The sequence below is a fragment of the Rhizobium sophorae genome (assembly GCF_013087515.1).
Taxonomy (GTDB): Bacteria; Pseudomonadota; Alphaproteobacteria; order Rhizobiales; family Rhizobiaceae; genus Rhizobium; species Rhizobium sophorae.
Genome location: NZ_JABFCN010000016.1, coordinates 235,650 through 252,195, shown reverse-complemented (window position 1 = coordinate 252,195; position 16,546 = coordinate 235,650). Strand labels below are relative to the sequence as shown.

Genomic DNA, 16,546 nt, shown 5'->3' with positions numbered 1-16,546 from the left:
ACTGAATCCGGAAACCTTCAGAACCCATTGAAAGCGCAGGTTTAACATGGCACCGAAAATCTTCATCGACGGCGAACACGGCACGACGGGTCTGCAGATCCGCACGCGCATGGCAGGCCGCCGCGATGTCGAACTTCTGTCCATACCCGAAGCCGAGCGGCGCAACGCCGCCATGCGCGAGGACATGCTGAACGGCGCCGACATCGCCATTCTCTGCCTGCCCGACGATGCGTCGAAGGAAGCGGTGCAGATGGTTTCGGCCAACAACAACGTGCGCGTCATCGACACCTCGACCGCCTTCCGCGTCAATCCCGGCTGGGCCTATGGTTTTGCCGAAATGGACAAGCAGCAGGCCGACAAGATCGCTGCCGCCCGCTTCGTCGCCAATCCCGGCTGCTATCCCACCGGAGCGATCGGCCTCATCCGGCCGCTGCGCGCTGCCGGAATCCTGCCGGACGGCTATCCGATTACGGTCAACGCGGTCTCCGGCTATACCGGCGGCGGCAAGCAGATGATCGCGCAGATGGAAAACCCGGATCACCCCGATGCGATCACCGCACCGCATTTCCTCTACGGCCTGCCGCTTACCCACAAACATGTGCCGGAAATGACCGTGCACGGCCTGCTCGACCGCGCGCCGATCTTCTCGCCGTCGGTCGGCAAGTTCGCGCAAGGGATGATCGTCCAGGTGCCGCTGCATCTCGACGATCTCGCCGAGGGCACGACGATGGAGAGCATCCATGCGGCCCTCGTCGCCCATTATGCCGGCCAGGATATCGTCAGTGTCGTGCCGCTGGCCGAAAGCAAGGCCCTGCCCCGCGTCAATGCCGTCGAACTCGAAGGCAAGGACACGATGAAGCTCTTCGTCTTCGGGACATCAGGGGCTTCGCAGGTCAATTTGGTGGCGCTGCTCGACAATCTCGGCAAGGGCGCTTCTGGCGCCGCCGTCCAGAACATGGACCTGATGCTCGCCTCGTGAGGCGAGATCGGCGGCATCGACGTGATGCCGCTCAAGCTTCATGTCGATCTCATCATCCATCTCGCGGCCGCCTGCCTCGGCGACCGCAGCATCGTTTTCGCCCTCGATCATCGATGACGATTGGGCTATGAAACCGCATTCTTCCTCGCTGCCCATCCCGAATCACGGAGCCGATGTCATGACGCTGGATGCGCTTATCGCTGGCGTCGGCGCATGGTTTGCCGCAGCCTTGCCCGATCATGGCATCTATGCGCTGATGGTGTTTGCCTTCATTGCCGGGCTTGCCCGCGGCTTTTCGGGTTTCGGCGCTGCATTGATCTTCATTCCGCTCGGCGGCGCGATCGTCGGGCCGAAGCTGATCTCACCGATCCTGCTCGTCATCGACGGCATCGCCTCACTCGGGATGATCCCACCGGCATGGCGTGGCGCCAATCGGCGAGAAGTCTTCGTCATGGCGGCAGGTGCCGCGCTCGGCATCCCGGCTGGCACGGCGATACTGGCGTTGCTCGACCCGCTGCTTTTGCGCTGGAGCATCACGATCATCGCCATCTGCCTGCTTGCGCTGCTGGTATCGGGATGGCGCTATCACGGTGAGGCGTCCGCACCGCTGACCAGCGGCGTCGGGCTGATCGCCGGGCTTTTCAGCGGCGCCGCGCAGCTCGGCGGGCCGCCGGTCGTCGCCTATTGGCTCGGCGGGAAGAGCGACTTCACCCGCGTCAGGGCCAATGTCGTGCTCTATTTCTCGATTTCGAGCGCTATCAGCGCTATCAGCTACTATTTCGGCGGACTGTTCGTGCCTGCCGTCTTCGCGCTCACCGCCGTCATCCTGCCGAGTTATGCGGTCGGGCTTTACGGCGGCTCGAAACTGTTCGGGCTTGCCGAGGAACGAAGCTTCCGCATCGCCTGCTACGTGCTGATCGCCGCCGCCGCAATCATCGGCATGCCGCTGCTCGATGGTGTGCTGCGCTAGAACCGGCCGCGGAGGCTAAGACCACTCGCTTCAATCGCGCTCGGCGATCATCGTCCCGTGCGGATATTCGCCGTAAAAGCCGCGCCAGTTGGCGACGGCGAAGCCGAAAACGACAAGCGCGCCGGCCTGATGCAGCAGGCCCCAGTGAAGCGGCACCTGCATCAGCAGCGTGGCGATGCCGATCGCTGCCTGCAGCGTCACCAGCACGAAGAGCAGGATGGCGCGGCGTGCATGGGTGGTCCAAGGTGCTGCGCGAAGGGCGATCATCATGCTGATCAGCGTCAATGCGAAGAGCGTATAGCCGCCGATGCGGTGAATGAACTGCACCGTCTTCGGGTTCTCGAAAGCATTGATCCAGAAGGGCTGCTGGATCAGCAGATCGGAAGGGATGACGGCGCCATCCATCAGCGGCCAGGTATTGTAGGAGAAACCGGCATCAAGCCCCGCCACCAGCGCGCCGAGATAGATCTGGAACAGTGAGAAAATGGCGATCGCGGCGGCAAAACCGCGCGAGCTTCGTGCCGGCGGCGGATCGTCGGAATGCGGTGAGAGACCACGCATGATCCACATGCAGCCGGCAAAGATCAGGCAGGCCATGACGAGATGCGTCGCCAGCCTGTACTGGCTGACGTCGGTGCGGACGGAAAGGCCCGAGGACACCATCCACCAACCGATAAACCCCTGCAGGCCGCCGAGCGCCAGGATGCCGACGAGCGGCCAGCGCAGACGCTTTTCGATCCGCCCCGTCAGCCAGAAATAGATGAGCGGCAGCGCGAAGATCACGCCGATGGCACGCGCGATCAGCCGGTGCGCCCATTCCCACCAGAAGATGCCCTTGAACTCGTCGACGGTCATGGAACTGTTCAACTGCTGAAATTCGGGAATGCGCTGGTAGAGGCGGAATTCCTCCTCCCATTCGGCGGCCGACAGCGGTGGGATGACACCGTGGATCGGCTTCCACTCGGTGATCGACAGGCCGGAATTGGTCAGCCGCGTGGCGCCGCCGACGAGCACGAGACAGAATAGCGCCAGAAGCACGAAGCCAAGCCAGAAGCGCAAGGCGCGGCGGTCGCGATTCTGCTTGCGCACTTCGCTCAGAATCGCCTGTTCCGTGGTCGGGTTAGCGATGGCCATGATGTCTCCTTCTATCCGGCAGTTGATTTGCCCCACCGGCTCATGCAAAACAAGCCCCGAATCTTTGCGGCATGCCGTCGCGCCGGGTTCGACCCGTCCATTGCAAGAGATAGCCGATGCCCGTCCGCCTTCGCAAATTCATCGGCACTATCCTCATCATCGTGCTCGTAGTCGTCTATGCGCTGGTGGCGAACACGATCGCGGTGGCAACGCTCGGCAACGCGCCCTGGTGGGGACACTTGCTCTATTTCCTGCTCACCGGCCTCCTCTGGGTATTGCCGGCCATGGTGATCATCAAATGGATGGCCGGACCGCCGCAGCGCTAAAGCGCGTCGCGATCTTTCAGATTCGCTTGTCGCGCTTTAGGTCTTTGTTTTTACGCATGTCGTTAGCGCAATACCGCTGCACACTTTTGCGCGACGTGCTTTAGGGCCATTAACGGCCAAATAACCGTGATCCGCGGAAAACCTCGCCCATCGGCTGCGGTTAAACCAAATATACGTCCGGCATACCTACCTTTCGGTTCAGCATTCTTGACCGGAGAAAACCGTGCAGACGCAACAGCTCGATGTCCATGAACAGCCGTCCGACGACGTGGCGCTGGCCGATGCGGCCATTTCGCGCCTGCGCCAGCTGAGCATGAAACTTGCCATGGCCCAACTCGACATCGTAGTCTTCGACGCGATGCAGCCGCTGGAGGATGACTGGCGGGCGCTGGAGCGTGACAACCTCCAGTCCCTGCATCAGAGCTACGACTGGTGCGCCGCCTGGGTGAGCGCCTTCCAGCGGCCGCTTGCGATCCTCAAGGCCACTCATGCGGGTCAGACCGCCTTCATTCTGCCGGTCGAGATCGTCAAGTCTCGCGGCCTCAGGACGGCGAAATTCATTGCCGCCGATCACAGCAATATCAATACCGGCCTCTTCGCAGAGAGCTTTGCCGAAGCAGGCAGGACAATCGCCCCCCATGAGTTCGCCGGCCAGCTCCGGCATGCGCTGAAGGGCCGCGCCGATCTGCTGCTCCTGCAGAACATTCCGCTCGAATGGCGCGGGCGAGAGAGTCCGCTCGCCGGGCTGCCGATGGTGCAGAACCAGAATCATGCCTACCAACTGCCGTTCCTTCCCGCTTTCGAGGACACGCTGAAGCAGCTCAACGCCAAGAACCGACGGAAGAAATTCCGTGTTCAGTCGAAGCGTCTCGAGGCGGCCGGCGGCTTCGAATACGTCATTCCCGAGACATCGGCAGAACAGCATGGCATGCTCGATATCTTCTTCCGCCTGAAAAGCGCCCGCTTCGCCAGCCTCGGTCTGCCCGACGTCTTTGCCGACAGGGAGACGCAGACCTTCCTGCACGGTCTCATCGACAAGCAGGACGACACCAGGCAGTACTCCGGGTTGCAGATGCATATGCTCCGGCTCAAGGGCGAGCATGAGGGTAAGATCGCCGCGATCTCAGGGATTTCGCGTAAGGGCGACCATATCATCTGCCAGTTCGGCGCGATCGATGAAGAGCTCGTGCCGGATACGAGCCCCGGCGAATTTCTCTATTGGCAGACCATCTCGGGATTGCATGGCAAGGGCGTCGCGCTGTTCGATTTCGGCCTCGGCGACCAGACCTACAAGCGTTCCTGGGCGCCGGTCGAGACCGCGCATTACGACGTGGTGCTGCCGGTATCGCCGTTCGGCGTCGTCGCCGGCGCCGCCCACCGGCTCGTCACCCGCGGCAAGGCGCACATCAAGGTGCGCCCGAAGCTCTATAAATTCGCCCAGGGCATCCGGGCACGGATCGGTTAAAGCGCGTCGCGATCTTTCAGATTCGCTCCTTGCGTTTTAGCTCTTTGTTTTACGCATGTCGTTGCCGCAAAACCGCTGCACACTTTTGCGCGACATGCTTTAACCGTTCAAGCGGCCCGGCCGAGTGCCTGCTCGGCCCCTTCGCCGCCCGACATCAGCACGACGCGCTCATAGCCGGCAGCCTGGAATTCCGTCATCAACGCAACGAAAATGGTCTCCTCGACCTCAGGCAGCGAGAGGATGATCTCGACGTCCCGGCTGCGCGTCAGCCGCGAGACGCCGGCGACATCGGCCGAACCGCATTCGACCACCACGAGATCGTAGGCGGCGGCGAGCGCATCGAGCAGCAACGAGAGCCGGTCGACACCGCGCATGGCGCGGCGCACGTCGCTCTGGCCCTGGGGAATGAGATGGGCATCGGAGAGGCGGTCGCCGTGGATCGTGTCGCCGAAGGCGGCCTCGCCGCAAAGCAGATCGGTGACGCCAAGGGCGGCCGGGTCCTCGGCCATCAGTTCCGTGGGGTAGCCGGAGCCGGTCATATCGATCAGGATGACGCGGTGGCCGGCATCGGCGAGCATGCGGGTCAGTGAAACCGTCGCCCCCGAGCCGTTGTCACCAGTCGGAGATATGGCGATTGCCAGCGGCGCGCGGCTGCCGGTGAGATAATCCGCAACTGAGGCGACAGAGAATTCATTGTCATCCTCCGGCTCGTCCTCTGGCGCCTCATCCGCAACCTTCACGTCCTCGATCGTATCCTCTTCGTCCGCGACGACGGCGAGCATGCTCAGCTGAACGGGTTTTCCGGCGGCAGCGGCGATCGGAGCGGCCTGCGGCACATGTTTCTCGTCGACGACTGCTTCTGCCTCGATTGTCTCTGAAGCCGCATCTGTCGGGCGGAGTGCCCGGCCACTGAAGAGTTCAGCCAGCATGATGACGATGGCGCTCATGATCAGCGTCGCGACGGCAGCGACGACGACGATCGGCACCACCTTTGGGAAATAAGGATCGACCGGCTCGACGGCCCTCGAAACGATCCGGGCATCGGCCGGGCTCGAATTGCTGTCGGCGCGGGAGGCTGCCTCGCGGTAGCGCACCAGATAGGTTTCGAGCAGTTGGCGCTGGGCGTTCGCCTCGCGCTCCAGCGCATTGAGACCGACCTCGTCCTCACCGGCGCGAGCACTGTTGGCCTGCACCGTGTCCGACTGGCGCTCGAGCTCGCTCGCCCTCAGATCCGCGACCTTCGACTCGTTCTCGATGCTCGCCAGGATCTTCTGCGTCTCCTGGCGGATCTGAGTGCGGATATCGGAAAGCTGGGCACGCAGGCTTTTCAGCCGCGGATGGTTGTTGAGAAGGCTGGTCTGCAGATCGGAGATCTGCGACTGCAGGCCGGATTCCGTCCCCTTCAGCCGCTGGATCGCCTGGGAGGACATGATGTCAGGCAGCGTATCGGAGGCTTCGCCCGAAGACAGTGCATTGCGCACCGCCTGCGCCCTCGCCTCGGCATTGGCCTTGTCGCCCCGCACGCGGGTCAGTTCAGCGGAAATATCGTTCAGTTGCTGGGCCGGAAAAGTGGTTGTGCCGTTCGTCTGCAGCAGCCCGTGCGAGGTGCGGTATTCGGCGACCTTCTTCTCGGCTTCGCTGACCTTCTGGCGCAGACCTTCGATCTCCGGCTCCAGCCAGCGGGTCGCCTCGGAATTGGAATCGAGCTTGGCGCCGCTCTGGGTCGAAAGATAGACATTCGCCATGGCGTTCGGGATGGCGGCGGCGAGCTTCGGATCCTTGGAGGTGAAAGTGATGCCGATGACGCGTGAACCCGGCACCTGATAGACCTGCAGGCGTTCGACGAAGGCGTCGATGACACGCTCTTCCGGCGGATTTTCCAGCGGGTCCTTCTTCAGGTGCAGCTTCACCAGGATACTGCTCATGGCAGAGCCGCTGGCGGCATCGTCGAATTCCGGCAGGTTAAAAAGCTTCAGATCGTTGATGACCTTCTTGAGGAGATCGGCCGATTGCAGAAGCTGCACCTGGCTGGCGATGTTCAACTCGTCCATCAGCGGACCGGCGCTGGCGTCATTGGCCTGCTGCGTGCTGGCGAAAGCCGGCGCACGGGGTTCGATAAGGATGCGCGTTTCGCTGCGATATTGCGGCGACATGATCTTAGCGCCGGCAAAGGCGACGCCTGCCCCCACGAGGGTGATTGTCAAAATCCGCAGACGGCGCGCCCAGACCGCACGGACCAACTGGCCGAGGTCGATGTCCACATCCTGATCACGAGCTACGCCGGACATGCTCTTACTCCACAACAAAGGTGCCGTAAGCGTAAACGACCATGGTAACTCAACGGTTAATGGCGATCTCGCCGGGAAAGAGCGATGACCGATGAAGGATACCGGGAAATTGCAGGCGTCCTTTACCGGGCATTAACCCTAACGGATCGATAACGACTGCACCGAGTTCATTTTTGTGAGCACAAGCGGATGTCTGTCGTCCAGCCCAAAATCCTTTTGGCCCTGAGCCTTGCAGCCATGACGGCAGCACTGAGCGGCTGCACGACGTACAGGCCTGCGCCGAAGGCCTTCAACGAGGCCACCATCCAGCCCTATACGCTGGACAGCGGCGATCGGCTGCGCATCACCGTCTTCGACCAGCAGAGCCTGACCAATACCTATACGGTGGATCAGGCCGGTTATGTCGCCTTCCCGCTCATCGGCCAGGTCCCTGCCCGCGGCCGAACCCTGCAGCAGCTCTCGGGACAGATCGCCCAGAAATTGCAGCAGGGCTATCTTCGCGATCCCGACGTCACCATCGATGTCGATCGCTACCGTTCGGTCTTCATCATGGGTGAAGTCGGCCAGCCCGGCCAGTATGCCTATGTTCCCGGCATGACGGTGCAGAATGCCATCGCGGTTGCCGGCGGTTTCACCAGCCGCGCCAACCAGCGCATGGTCGATGTCACTCGCAAGATCAACGGACAGGTGCTGACCGGCCGCATCAATATATCGGGGCCGATCATCGCAGGTGACACGATCTACGTTCGCGAACGGCTTTTCTGAGCGATGGCAAAACAGCAGCCGCTCCGCATCCTTCATTGTTTCAGGTCGCCGGTCGGCGGAATTTTCCGCCATGTCCGCGATCTCGTCGAGGAGCACAGCAAAGCCGGCCATGAAATCGGTATCCTCTGCGACAGCTCGACCGGCGGCGAATACGAGGACAGCCTGTTCGACGATATCCGTCCCTATCTCTCGCTCGGCCTGACGCGCGTGCCGATCCGGCGCTCGATCAGCCCGTCCGATATTGCGACGATGTGGGATACATACAAGAAAATCAAAAGTTTGCGGCCGGATGTGCTGCACGGGCACGGCGCCAAGGGCGGCGTGCTCGCGCGACTTGCCGGCTCAGCGTTGCGGGTGAACAGGTATCGCGTAGCCCGCCTCTATACCGCGCATGGCGGAAGCCTGCATTATTCGCGCTCCTCGCTCAGCGGACAGTTCGTCCTCAGGATGGAGCGCCTGCAGGAATATTTCACCGATGCGCTGGTCTTCATCTGCGAATATGAGCGCGACACCTATGCGCGCAAGGTCGGACGGCCGCGGACGAAGACGAGACTGATCTACAACGGCATCGGCGAGCGCGATTTCGAGCCGATCCCGACCCGCTCGGATGCCGTGCATTTCATCTATGTGGGAATGCTCCGGGACCTCAAGGGTCCCGATCTGTTTGTCGATGCCTTCGCCAAGACCGAACGGCTGCTCGGCAGGCCGCTGTCGGCGTTGATGATCGGCGACGGGCCGGATCGCGACCGTTACCGTGAAATGATGGTCGAACGCGGCCTTGGCAAACGCATCGGCATGCTGCCGGCCATGCGGGTCCACGAAGCCTTCTCCATGGCGCAAAACCTCGTCGTTCCCTCGCGCGCCGAAGCCATGCCCTATATCGTGCTCGAGGGGCTCGGCGCCGGCAAGACGATCATTGCAAGCCGTGTCGGCGGCATTCCCGAGGTGCTGGGCGCGGACAGCGCAGCACTGGTGGAGCCCGGCAATTCCGACGATCTCGCCCGCGTCATGGCGGAAACGCTGAGCACGCCCGGCTGGCACGCCCGGACGATGCCGAAGCCCGAGGCGGTGAAGGCGGTGTTTTCTTCCGCCGTCATGGCACGTGATGTCCTGAAATTGTACCATGAGCTCGTCAATCCCGCTGCCGGCCAAGCAATGCCCGTCGCCTCGTAAATATTTCTTAGGGGCTTTCTGGTATTTCGCTTGGTGACAACGAGCGAAAAGCCCCCATGAACAAGCTGGAAAAAGGCGATCAATTCGACGTGGAAGCCCTGCGCAAGCAGGTCTCCGACGTCGAGGCGCGCGGCGGCGCGGGTCAGGAGAAGCCTTCCGACCCGACCGAAATCAACCCCTATGCCCGGCAGATCGCCGAACAGTTCCGCGACGGAACCAATTCGCCTGTGATCATCATCGGGCAATTGCGGCTGCTGGAATTCCTGGCGCTCTTCGCGATTGCCCTGATCGTCCACTATTTCTGGCCCGGTGACGGCAGCGATTCCACCTGGCTGCGGACGGGCATGGCAGCGATCGCTTCGGCCCTGACCGTCATCGGCCTGCAGCTTGCCGACACCTACACCATTCCCGCCCTTCGGGCGAAGCTCCGGCCGATGCCGCGCATCGTCGCCGCGTGGACGATCGCGCTTCTCCTGACCGTCGGCCTGTTCGCGCTCATTCGCGGCACCACATGGGCGATGGTCGATGCCTATATCCCGTGGTTCGTCGCAGGCGCGCTCTTCCTCGCGGCCGAGCGGTTCCTCGTCGCCTACGGCATCCGCAACTGGGCGCGCAACGGCATCATGGAACGCCGCGCCGTCATCGTCGGCGGCGGCGAGCCGGCCAAGGACCTGATCCGCATCCTCGAACAGCAGGCCGACAACGACATCCGCATCTGCGGCATCTTCGACGACCGCGGCGAGAAACGCTCGCCGATCATGGTCGCCGGTTATCCGAAGCTCGGCACTGTCGCCGAACTCGTCGAATTCGTGCGGCTGACGCGCATCGACATGCTGATCATCGCCCTGCCGCTGTCGGCTGAGGCCCGTATCTACGACCTTTTGAAGAAGCTCTGGGTTCTGCCGGTCGATATCCGCCTTGCCGCGCATGCCAACCGGCTGCGCTTCCGGCCGCGCGCCTATTCGCATGTCGGCTCGGTGCCGATGCTCGATATTTTCAAAAAGCCGATCCGCGACTGGGATTCCGTCGCCAAGCGCGGCTTCGACATCTTCTTCACTTTGGTCGCGCTCGCGCTGCTCTGGCCGATCATGGTCGCGACCGCGATCGCCATCAAGGCGACCTCCGAAGGCCCGGTCTTCTTCATGCAGAAGCGGCACGGCTTCAACAACGAAATCATCAACGTCTTCAAGTTCCGCTCGATGTACACCAACATGGCCGACCCCACCGGCAAGGCCGCGGTGACCAAGGGCGATCCGCGCGTCACCCGCGTCGGCCGCTTCATCCGCAAAACCTCGATCGACGAATTGCCGCAGCTTTTCAACGTTTTGAGGGGCGAGCTCTCGCTGGTCGGCCCACGCCCGCATGCCGTTCTCGCCCAGGCGCGCGATCGCGCCTTCGCCGATGTCGTCGAGGGTTATTTCGCCCGCCACCGCGTCAAGCCCGGTGTCACCGGCTGGGCGCAGATCAACGGCTGGCGTGGCGAAGTGGACAATGACGAGAAGATCAAGTTCCGCACGGCCTACGACCTCTATTACATCGAGAACTGGTCGCTCTGGTTCGATCTCAAGATCCTGTTCCTGACGCCGATCCGGCTGCTCAACACGGAAAACGCCTATTGACCGCGATCGAGGCGACATATCCCCGTGTCGCCCAACCGCAGCGGATGACGCTGCGCCTGATCGGCTCGGCCTTCGTCGCCTTCGGCGTCTTTCTTTCCGGTTTCGTGATCGACGAGCCGGCGCCATATGAACTCTGGATGGCGGGGCTGATCGGCCTCTGGTTCATCCTGGGCCTCAGGATTTCGCGCAGCGTGGCGCCGCTGCTCGCCCTGCTGCTGACCTTCAATATCGGCGGCATGCTGTCGCTGACGCAGATGAAGGACCTGGCAACGGCGCCGATGTATATCGCGGTGTCGACCTTCCTGGCGCTGACGGCGGTCTTCTACGCGGCAATCATCGAGGACAGCCACAAGCGGCTGCCGCTGATCTTCAACGCCTGGACCTTCGCCGCCGTCGCCACCTCCGCGCTCGGCATACTCGGCTATTTCCACGCCTTCCCGGGCGCGGAAATCTTCACGCTCTACGACCGCGCCAAAGGCGCCTTCCAGGATCCGAATGTTTTCGGCCCCTTCCTGGTGCCGCCATCGCTCTATCTGGTCCACGGTATCCTGGTCGGTGACCTGAAGAAATCGCCGCTGAAGGCCGCCGCCCTGCTCGTGCTTGCGCTCGGCATTTTCCTCTCCTTTTCCCGCGCCGCCTGGGGGCTCTTTGCGCTCGGCGTGGTGCTGCTGATCTTCATCATGCTGCTGAAGGAGCGCAGCGGCGCCTTTCGCTTGCGTGTCCTGGTTCTGTCGCTGGCGGCGATCATCATGCTGATCGCGTCGCTGCTGGTGGCGCTGCAGATCCCGAAGGTCGCCGAACTGTTTTCGGCGCGCGCCCAGCTGGTGCAGCAATATGACGGTGAACATCTCGGCCGCTTCGAGCGCCACCGGATCGGCTTCACCATGATGATGGAGCGCCCGCTCGGCATCGGCCCGCTGGTGTTCGGCACGATGTTTCCCGAGGACGAGCACAATATCTGGCTGAAATCGCTCACCTCCTATGGCTGGCTCGGCTTCATCAGCTATGTCGGCATGCTTCTCTGGACGCTGGCTCTCGGTTTCCGAAACCTGCTACTCGACCGGCCGTGGCAGCCCTTCCTGATGATCGCCTGGATCTCGGTTCTCGGCCATGCGACCATCGGCAATGTCATCGATATCGACCACTGGCGCCATGTCTATCTGCTGCTTGGCACGGTCTGGGGCTGCGCGGCGCTGGAAGTGCGCCACAAGCGTGGCCGGAGGCCATAGCTTCCCAAGCGCGTGCCTGTCTATTTCGTCGCGCCTGCGGTCAAGCCGGCAATAAACCGCCGCTGGAAAACCAGATACGTCAGGATGAGCGGGGCAATGACAATCACCGCACCGGCGGTCAGAACCGGCGTGTTGACGGTATAACGCCCTTGGAAAAATAGCATGCCGAGGGGCAGCGTCCGATAGTCGTCGTCGTTGACCAGGATGAACGGGATCAGAAACTCGTTCCAGGTCCATATGAACAGGAACAGCGCCAGTGTCGACATTGCCGGCACCATGAGCGGGATAACGATCTTGCGCAGGATATAGAAACGTCCGGCACCATCGAGAACCGCCGCTTCGAGAACTTCTTCCGGCAGTTGCTGCATCGCGCTGGCGAGGAAGATCGTCGAGAATGGTATCGACATCGCGATCTGCGGCAGAATGAGAGCCGCATAGGTGTTGATCAACCCCAGATACCGCATTTCATAATAAAGCGGGATGATGAAGGCCTCCGCCGGCACCATCATGCCGAGCGTCAGGATAGCGAACAGCGTGCGCCGGAACGGAAACGACAGGTAGGCGAAGGCAAAACCAGTCAGCAGGCCTAAAAAGACGCTTGCAGCAACGACGGGTATGACAACGATGATCGAATTCCAGAAGTAAATGTTGAAATGTCCGGCATTCCAAGCGTCGACGTAATTTTCGAAGTGTGGATATGCCGGCAGCGCGAACGCACCCTTGAGAACGTCGGCCTTGCTCTTTATCGACGTCAGAAGCAGAAGCAGGAACGGCGTGATCGTGACGAAAGCAAGAAGCCAGAGGACAATGCGAAGGAATAGCGTACCGGCGGAGATGTTAGACCAACGGCTCATTAAGCCCGTCCTTTGTTCTGCGATCCCACAAATCGGTGAATTGCATAGTTGATGACGAAGGTGAGTACCGCGCCGACAATGGCGATGGCCGCCGCGGCGCCGAAGCGATTGAGTTCGAAGCCGAGCTGATACATGTAGATGTTCGGCACGAGCGTCGCGTTGGCGGGTCCGCCCCTGGTCATTGTAAAAATCAGGTCGAAGCTTTTGATTGACGCTATGACCGTCAGGAGCAAAACCACCCTTATCTCAGGCAAGAGAAGCGGCAGCGTTATCCAGAAAAAAGTTTTTCGCGCCGAGGCGCCGTCGACCTTGGCAGCGTCGAAAAGAGACGGGTCGATGCGCTGAATTCCGGTCAGGAAAATGACCATGCAAAAACCGAAGAAATACCATGTGGCAACGATCCCGACCGCGGGAAGTACAAAATTGAAATCTCCCAGCCACGGGAGTGCGAATGCGCCCAACCCTACTGCTCTCAGAAACTGATTGAACGGGCCAAATGCAGGATTGTAGAGCCATGCCCAGATGATGCCCAACACGGCGGTCGGCATGATATAAGGCAGGAACAGGAAGGTCCGGAGCGCGAGTTGTTCGCGCTGCTTCAGATTCCAGACGCAAGCAGCAAGAGTTATGCCGAGCACGAGCGGCAGGACACAGTAGAAGATCATAAGCTCGGCATTGTTGCGCAAGGCAATATAAAAACGGCTGTCAGAAAAGAGAGCGACGTAATTGCCGAGACCAACCCACTTGGGCATACTCAGGCCGTCCCAGCTGGTCAGGCTCAAACCCAAAGCCGCGACGATCGGTCCAAAGACAAAAGCCGCGTAGAACAGCAATCCAGGCAATAAATAGATAAAATTGGTTTGTTGCGAGCCATCAAGTGCGGAGCGTTTCATCCATTACTCCATAAAGCTAAAGCTGTGATCATCGCGCAGCAAGCCGATCGCAGTGCTCATTTATGTGGATCGACGAGACTGAGGTCACGACCGCAGGGGACGGCCGTGACCAGCGCCCGCAATCTTTATTTCTTATCCTTCAGGTACGCCTGATAATCCTTGTCCATAGCATCGACAAAGGCTTCGGGCGTGATATTGCCGGACAGAAGAAGCGGCGTGTTGTCGTCTATTGTCTTCAGCATCGTCGGGCTCGACCAATCGGGGTAATGGCCGAGAGCGTCGTTTGCGTTGAGTGTCTTCCACATTTCGATGCCGGAGCTGAGGAGCGGCGTGAGCTTTGGCTTTGCGTCAGCCGCGAGCGAAGTTGCCGGAAGATAGCCAGCATTGGCCCAGGTTTCAGCAGCCTTTTCCGAGACCATATAGTCGATATATGCGCCGGCTACGTCCTGTGTCGGCTTCGTTTTGGCAAGGCTCGTTATCGCCCAGGCAAGATCAACGCCCCCGACGCTCATGGGCTTGGAAATACCTTTGGGAGCGGGAATTGCCATGAAGCCGATATCCGGATTGTGTTGCATGTCACCGAAATACCAGGTCCCGGAGATCAGGAACGCGCCCTGCCCGGAAATGAAAAGCTGGACGGCGTCGTCACCCGAGATGCCTTCGAAACCGGGGAAAAAATAACCGCCCTGTGCCCATTGCTGCACGAGTTTGGCGGATTCGATGTTCCCCTTGGTGTTCCAGGAGCCGCCCCGGCCGTAAATCAGATCGTCAAGCTCGGCACGATTGCTCGCGTCGATATGCGCTTGCTCGATGGCGCCGATCATGTGCAGGGCCAGATGCTGCTTTGCCGAGCCCATCATGAAGGGTGGGACGCCCTTTTCCTTCAGCTTATCGAGACCGGCCAACAGCTCCTCGAAGGTTTGCGGCAGCGCTACTCCCGCATCGCCTAGGATCTTTTTATTGTAGTAGAGGCCAACGATCTCGCCGAGACCTGATATGCCGTAGGTTTTACCGACCCCAAATTTTCCATCTTCCCAGCGGTCTCGAGCAAGCACCGAATCCGACTGACGCTTATCCCAGCCATATTGTTTGATGTAATCGTCGACCGGCTGGAGCAATCCCTCCTTGACCATCGCCTGAATTAGCCCCCGAAAGGTCCGGACATGCTCCACCACTTAGCTAAGTGGGTAGGAGTAATGTTGGTAATATGACTAGCAGCAATTTTAAGATGGAAGTCCTCGGGGGGCCGGAACGTCGGCGGCGCTGGAGCACGGCAGAGAAGCTCGCGATCATCCACGAGACCTATGAGGCGGACGCGACGGTGAGCATCGTCGCGCGTCGGCACGGCATCCAGCCGAACCAGTTGTTCGCCTGGCGCAAACTGGCGTCCCAAGGGGCTCTGACGGCGACGGCCGCCGAAGAGGAGGTTGTTCCGGCTTCCGAATACCGGGCGCTTCAGGCCCAGGTGAAGGAGTTGCAACGCCTGTTGGGCAAGAAGACGATGGAGAGCGAAATCCTGAAGGAAGCTCTCGAAATCGCCGGTGGCCCAAAAAAACATCTGTTGCGCTCGCTCTCTCTTCCGAGGGGGATTTTGGAATGAAGACCGTCTGCGAAACTCTAGGTGTCGCCCGCTCGAATATCGCCGCGCGTGCCGCAAGCTCCCCTTCCAGAGCCAGAGGACGCCCGCCACTCCCGGATCGAGAACTGGTGGAGCACATCAAGGCCATCATCGCCGACATGCCCACCTACGGCTATCGGCGTGTCCATGCCATCCTGCGTCGGAATGCCCGGAAAGATGGGCGTTCGTGGCCCAATGCCAAGCGTGTCTACCGGGTGATGAAGCTGCACAATCTGCTGCTGGTGCGTCATACCGGAGCGGTCGATGATCGCCTTCACGACGGCCAAGTCGCCGTCGAGCGTTCGAACGTCAGATGGTGCTCCGACGGCTTCGAGATCGGCTGTGACAACAAAGAGAAGGTCCGCGTCGCCTTCGCCCTCGACTGCTGCGACCGCGAGGCAATCGCCCATGTCGCCACCACCCAGGGCATCAAAAGCGAAGACGTGCAGGACCTCGTGATCACCGCTGTCGAGAACCGTTTCGGCCGCATCAACGTGCTATCCGAGCCCATCGAATGGCTCACCGACAACGGCTCCTGCTTCATCGCGAAGGACACCGCATCCTTGCTACGCGACATCGGCATGGAGCCGTGCACGACACCGGTGCGAAGCCCACAGTCGAACGGAATGGCGGAGGCGTTCGTCAAAACCTTCAAGCGCGACTACGTCTCGGTCAATCCAACCCCGGATGCTGAAACCGTCATCGCTCAACTGCCATTCTGGTTCGAGCATTACAACAATCTTCATCCACACAGTGCTTTAGGATATCAATCGCCGCGCGAGTTCATCAGCTCGCAATCTCAAACCTGAGCATGTCCGGTCTTTTGGGGGCAACTCCACTCCTTGACCATCGCCCCCATGTCACCGGCACCCTGATTGACTTTGGTGATGACAGGGCCATCACCTGCCGAAACCGCAAGCTTTAGCGTCAACTTCATGTCGTCAAAGGTGCGGGCGGTGCGCTTGATCGTGACGCCGGGATGCGCAGCTTCGAACTCCTTGTTGAGCTGCTCTATGACCGCACTCTGACCTTCATAGGTTTGGTCATCCCACACAGCCAGGTCGTCGGCGCGCGCGGCTGCCGAAAGGCCAAAACTCAAAAGCGCCGCGCCAACAAGCGCGACAGCTGCTTTCAATCGGTATGCCGGCAGTATGCTGATCGATTTCACGGGTCTTTTCATCTGTTCCACCTCATCTGGTTTATTCTCCACTCCCCGTTCAGGCCTTGCGCCAA

At 60.7% G+C, this 16,546-nt stretch carries 13 protein-coding genes and 2 pseudogenes; 9 read left to right on the top strand and 6 right to left on the bottom strand.

Annotation, left to right across the window (positions count from 1 at the left end; translation table 11 throughout):
• Nucleotides 1–46: 46 nt before the first annotated feature.
• Nucleotides 47–979: an N-acetyl-gamma-glutamyl-phosphate reductase gene (argC, locus tag G9X64_RS10695; protein ID WP_171376543.1), complete on the top strand. Its 933-nt coding sequence runs from the start codon at nt 47–49 to the stop codon at nt 977–979.
• Nucleotides 980–1,157: 178 nt separating this feature from the next.
• Nucleotides 1,158–1,949, top strand: coding sequence for a sulfite exporter TauE/SafE family protein (locus G9X64_RS10690; RefSeq protein WP_171376542.1), 792 nt, complete (start codon nt 1,158–1,160; stop codon nt 1,947–1,949).
• Nucleotides 1,950–1,979: 30 nt separating this feature from the next.
• Here G9X64_RS10690 and G9X64_RS10685 read toward each other — a convergent pair whose 3' ends face one another.
• Nucleotides 1,980–3,083 carry a COX15/CtaA family protein gene (locus G9X64_RS10685; RefSeq protein WP_171376541.1) on the bottom strand — a complete coding sequence of 368 codons (1,104 nt, stop codon included), beginning with the start codon at nt 3,081–3,083 and terminating at the stop codon, nt 1,980–1,982.
• Between the two features lie 116 nt (nt 3,084–3,199).
• On the opposite strand from G9X64_RS10685, the gene G9X64_RS10680 reads away from it, so the two are divergent.
• Together G9X64_RS10680 and G9X64_RS10675 are read left to right on the top strand one after the other, a co-directional pair.
• Nucleotides 3,200–3,409, top strand: a complete 210-nt coding sequence (locus tag G9X64_RS10680) for a DUF2842 domain-containing protein (RefSeq protein ID WP_003547289.1) — start codon at nt 3,200–3,202, stop codon at nt 3,407–3,409.
• A gap of 223 nt (nt 3,410–3,632) precedes the next feature.
• Nucleotides 3,633–4,874 (top strand): GNAT family N-acetyltransferase, encoded by a 1,242-nt coding sequence (locus G9X64_RS10675; RefSeq protein ID WP_168316309.1) that lies wholly within the window; start codon nt 3,633–3,635, stop codon nt 4,872–4,874.
• A gap of 107 nt (nt 4,875–4,981) precedes the next feature.
• Here the strand turns inward: G9X64_RS10675 and G9X64_RS10670 are convergent, their stop codons facing one another.
• Nucleotides 4,982–7,162: a GumC family protein gene (locus G9X64_RS10670; protein WP_168309877.1), complete on the bottom strand. Its 2,181-nt coding sequence runs from the start codon at nt 7,160–7,162 to the stop codon at nt 4,982–4,984.
• A 189-nt stretch (nt 7,163–7,351) separates the two neighbouring features.
• On the opposite strand from G9X64_RS10670, the gene G9X64_RS10665 reads away from it, so the two are divergent.
• The 4 genes from G9X64_RS10665 to G9X64_RS10650 are packed head-to-tail and all read left to right on the top strand — an operon-like array spanning nt 7,352 to nt 11,948.
• Entirely contained in the window at nt 7,352–7,927 is a 576-nt protein-coding gene (locus tag G9X64_RS10665; RefSeq protein ID WP_017959905.1) for a polysaccharide biosynthesis/export family protein, read from the top strand.
• A gap of 3 nt (nt 7,928–7,930) precedes the next feature.
• A complete protein-coding gene (locus tag G9X64_RS10660) occupies nt 7,931–9,100 on the top strand; it encodes a glycosyltransferase family 4 protein (protein ID WP_168309876.1) in 1,170 nt (389 codons plus the stop codon).
• A gap of 56 nt (nt 9,101–9,156) precedes the next feature.
• Entirely contained in the window at nt 9,157–10,719 is a 1,563-nt protein-coding gene (locus tag G9X64_RS10655; RefSeq protein WP_168309875.1) for an undecaprenyl-phosphate glucose phosphotransferase, read from the top strand.
• Nucleotides 10,716–11,948, top strand: a complete 1,233-nt coding sequence (locus G9X64_RS10650) for an O-antigen ligase family protein (protein WP_168309874.1) — start codon at nt 10,716–10,718, stop codon at nt 11,946–11,948. Before G9X64_RS10655 ends, G9X64_RS10650 begins: the two co-directional genes overlap by 4 nt.
• A 20-nt stretch (nt 11,949–11,968) precedes the next feature.
• Here the strand turns inward: G9X64_RS10650 and G9X64_RS10645 are convergent, their stop codons facing one another.
• From G9X64_RS10645 to G9X64_RS10635, 3 genes and pseudogenes are all read right to left on the bottom strand, one after another.
• On the bottom strand, nt 11,969–12,802 hold the full coding sequence (locus tag G9X64_RS10645; protein WP_168316308.1) for a carbohydrate ABC transporter permease: 834 nt from the start codon (nt 12,800–12,802) through the stop codon (nt 11,969–11,971).
• Nucleotides 12,802–13,695 carry a carbohydrate ABC transporter permease gene (locus G9X64_RS10640; protein WP_168309872.1) on the bottom strand — a complete coding sequence of 298 codons (894 nt, stop codon included), beginning with the start codon at nt 13,693–13,695 and terminating at the stop codon, nt 12,802–12,804. The genes G9X64_RS10645 and G9X64_RS10640 overlap by 1 nt, the downstream gene beginning before the upstream one ends.
• A 125-nt stretch (nt 13,696–13,820) precedes the next feature.
• A pseudogene (locus tag G9X64_RS10635) lies at nt 13,821–14,837 on the bottom strand (extracellular solute-binding protein); the annotation flags it as partial.
• A 65-nt stretch (nt 14,838–14,902) separates the two neighbouring features.
• On the opposite strand from G9X64_RS10635, the gene G9X64_RS10630 reads away from it, so the two are divergent.
• A protein-coding gene (locus G9X64_RS10630) for an IS3 family transposase (RefSeq protein ID WP_096772081.1) occupies nt 14,903–16,122 on the top strand; the annotation gives its coding sequence in 2 pieces (ribosomal slippage) (nt 14,903–15,239 and nt 15,239–16,122; 1,221 coding nt in all).
• Nucleotides 16,123–16,151: 29 nt separating this feature from the next.
• Here G9X64_RS10630 and G9X64_RS10625 read toward each other — a convergent pair.
• Nucleotides 16,152–16,493, bottom strand: a pseudogene (locus G9X64_RS10625) (extracellular solute-binding protein); the annotation flags it as partial.
• Nucleotides 16,494–16,546 lie beyond the last annotated feature (53 nt).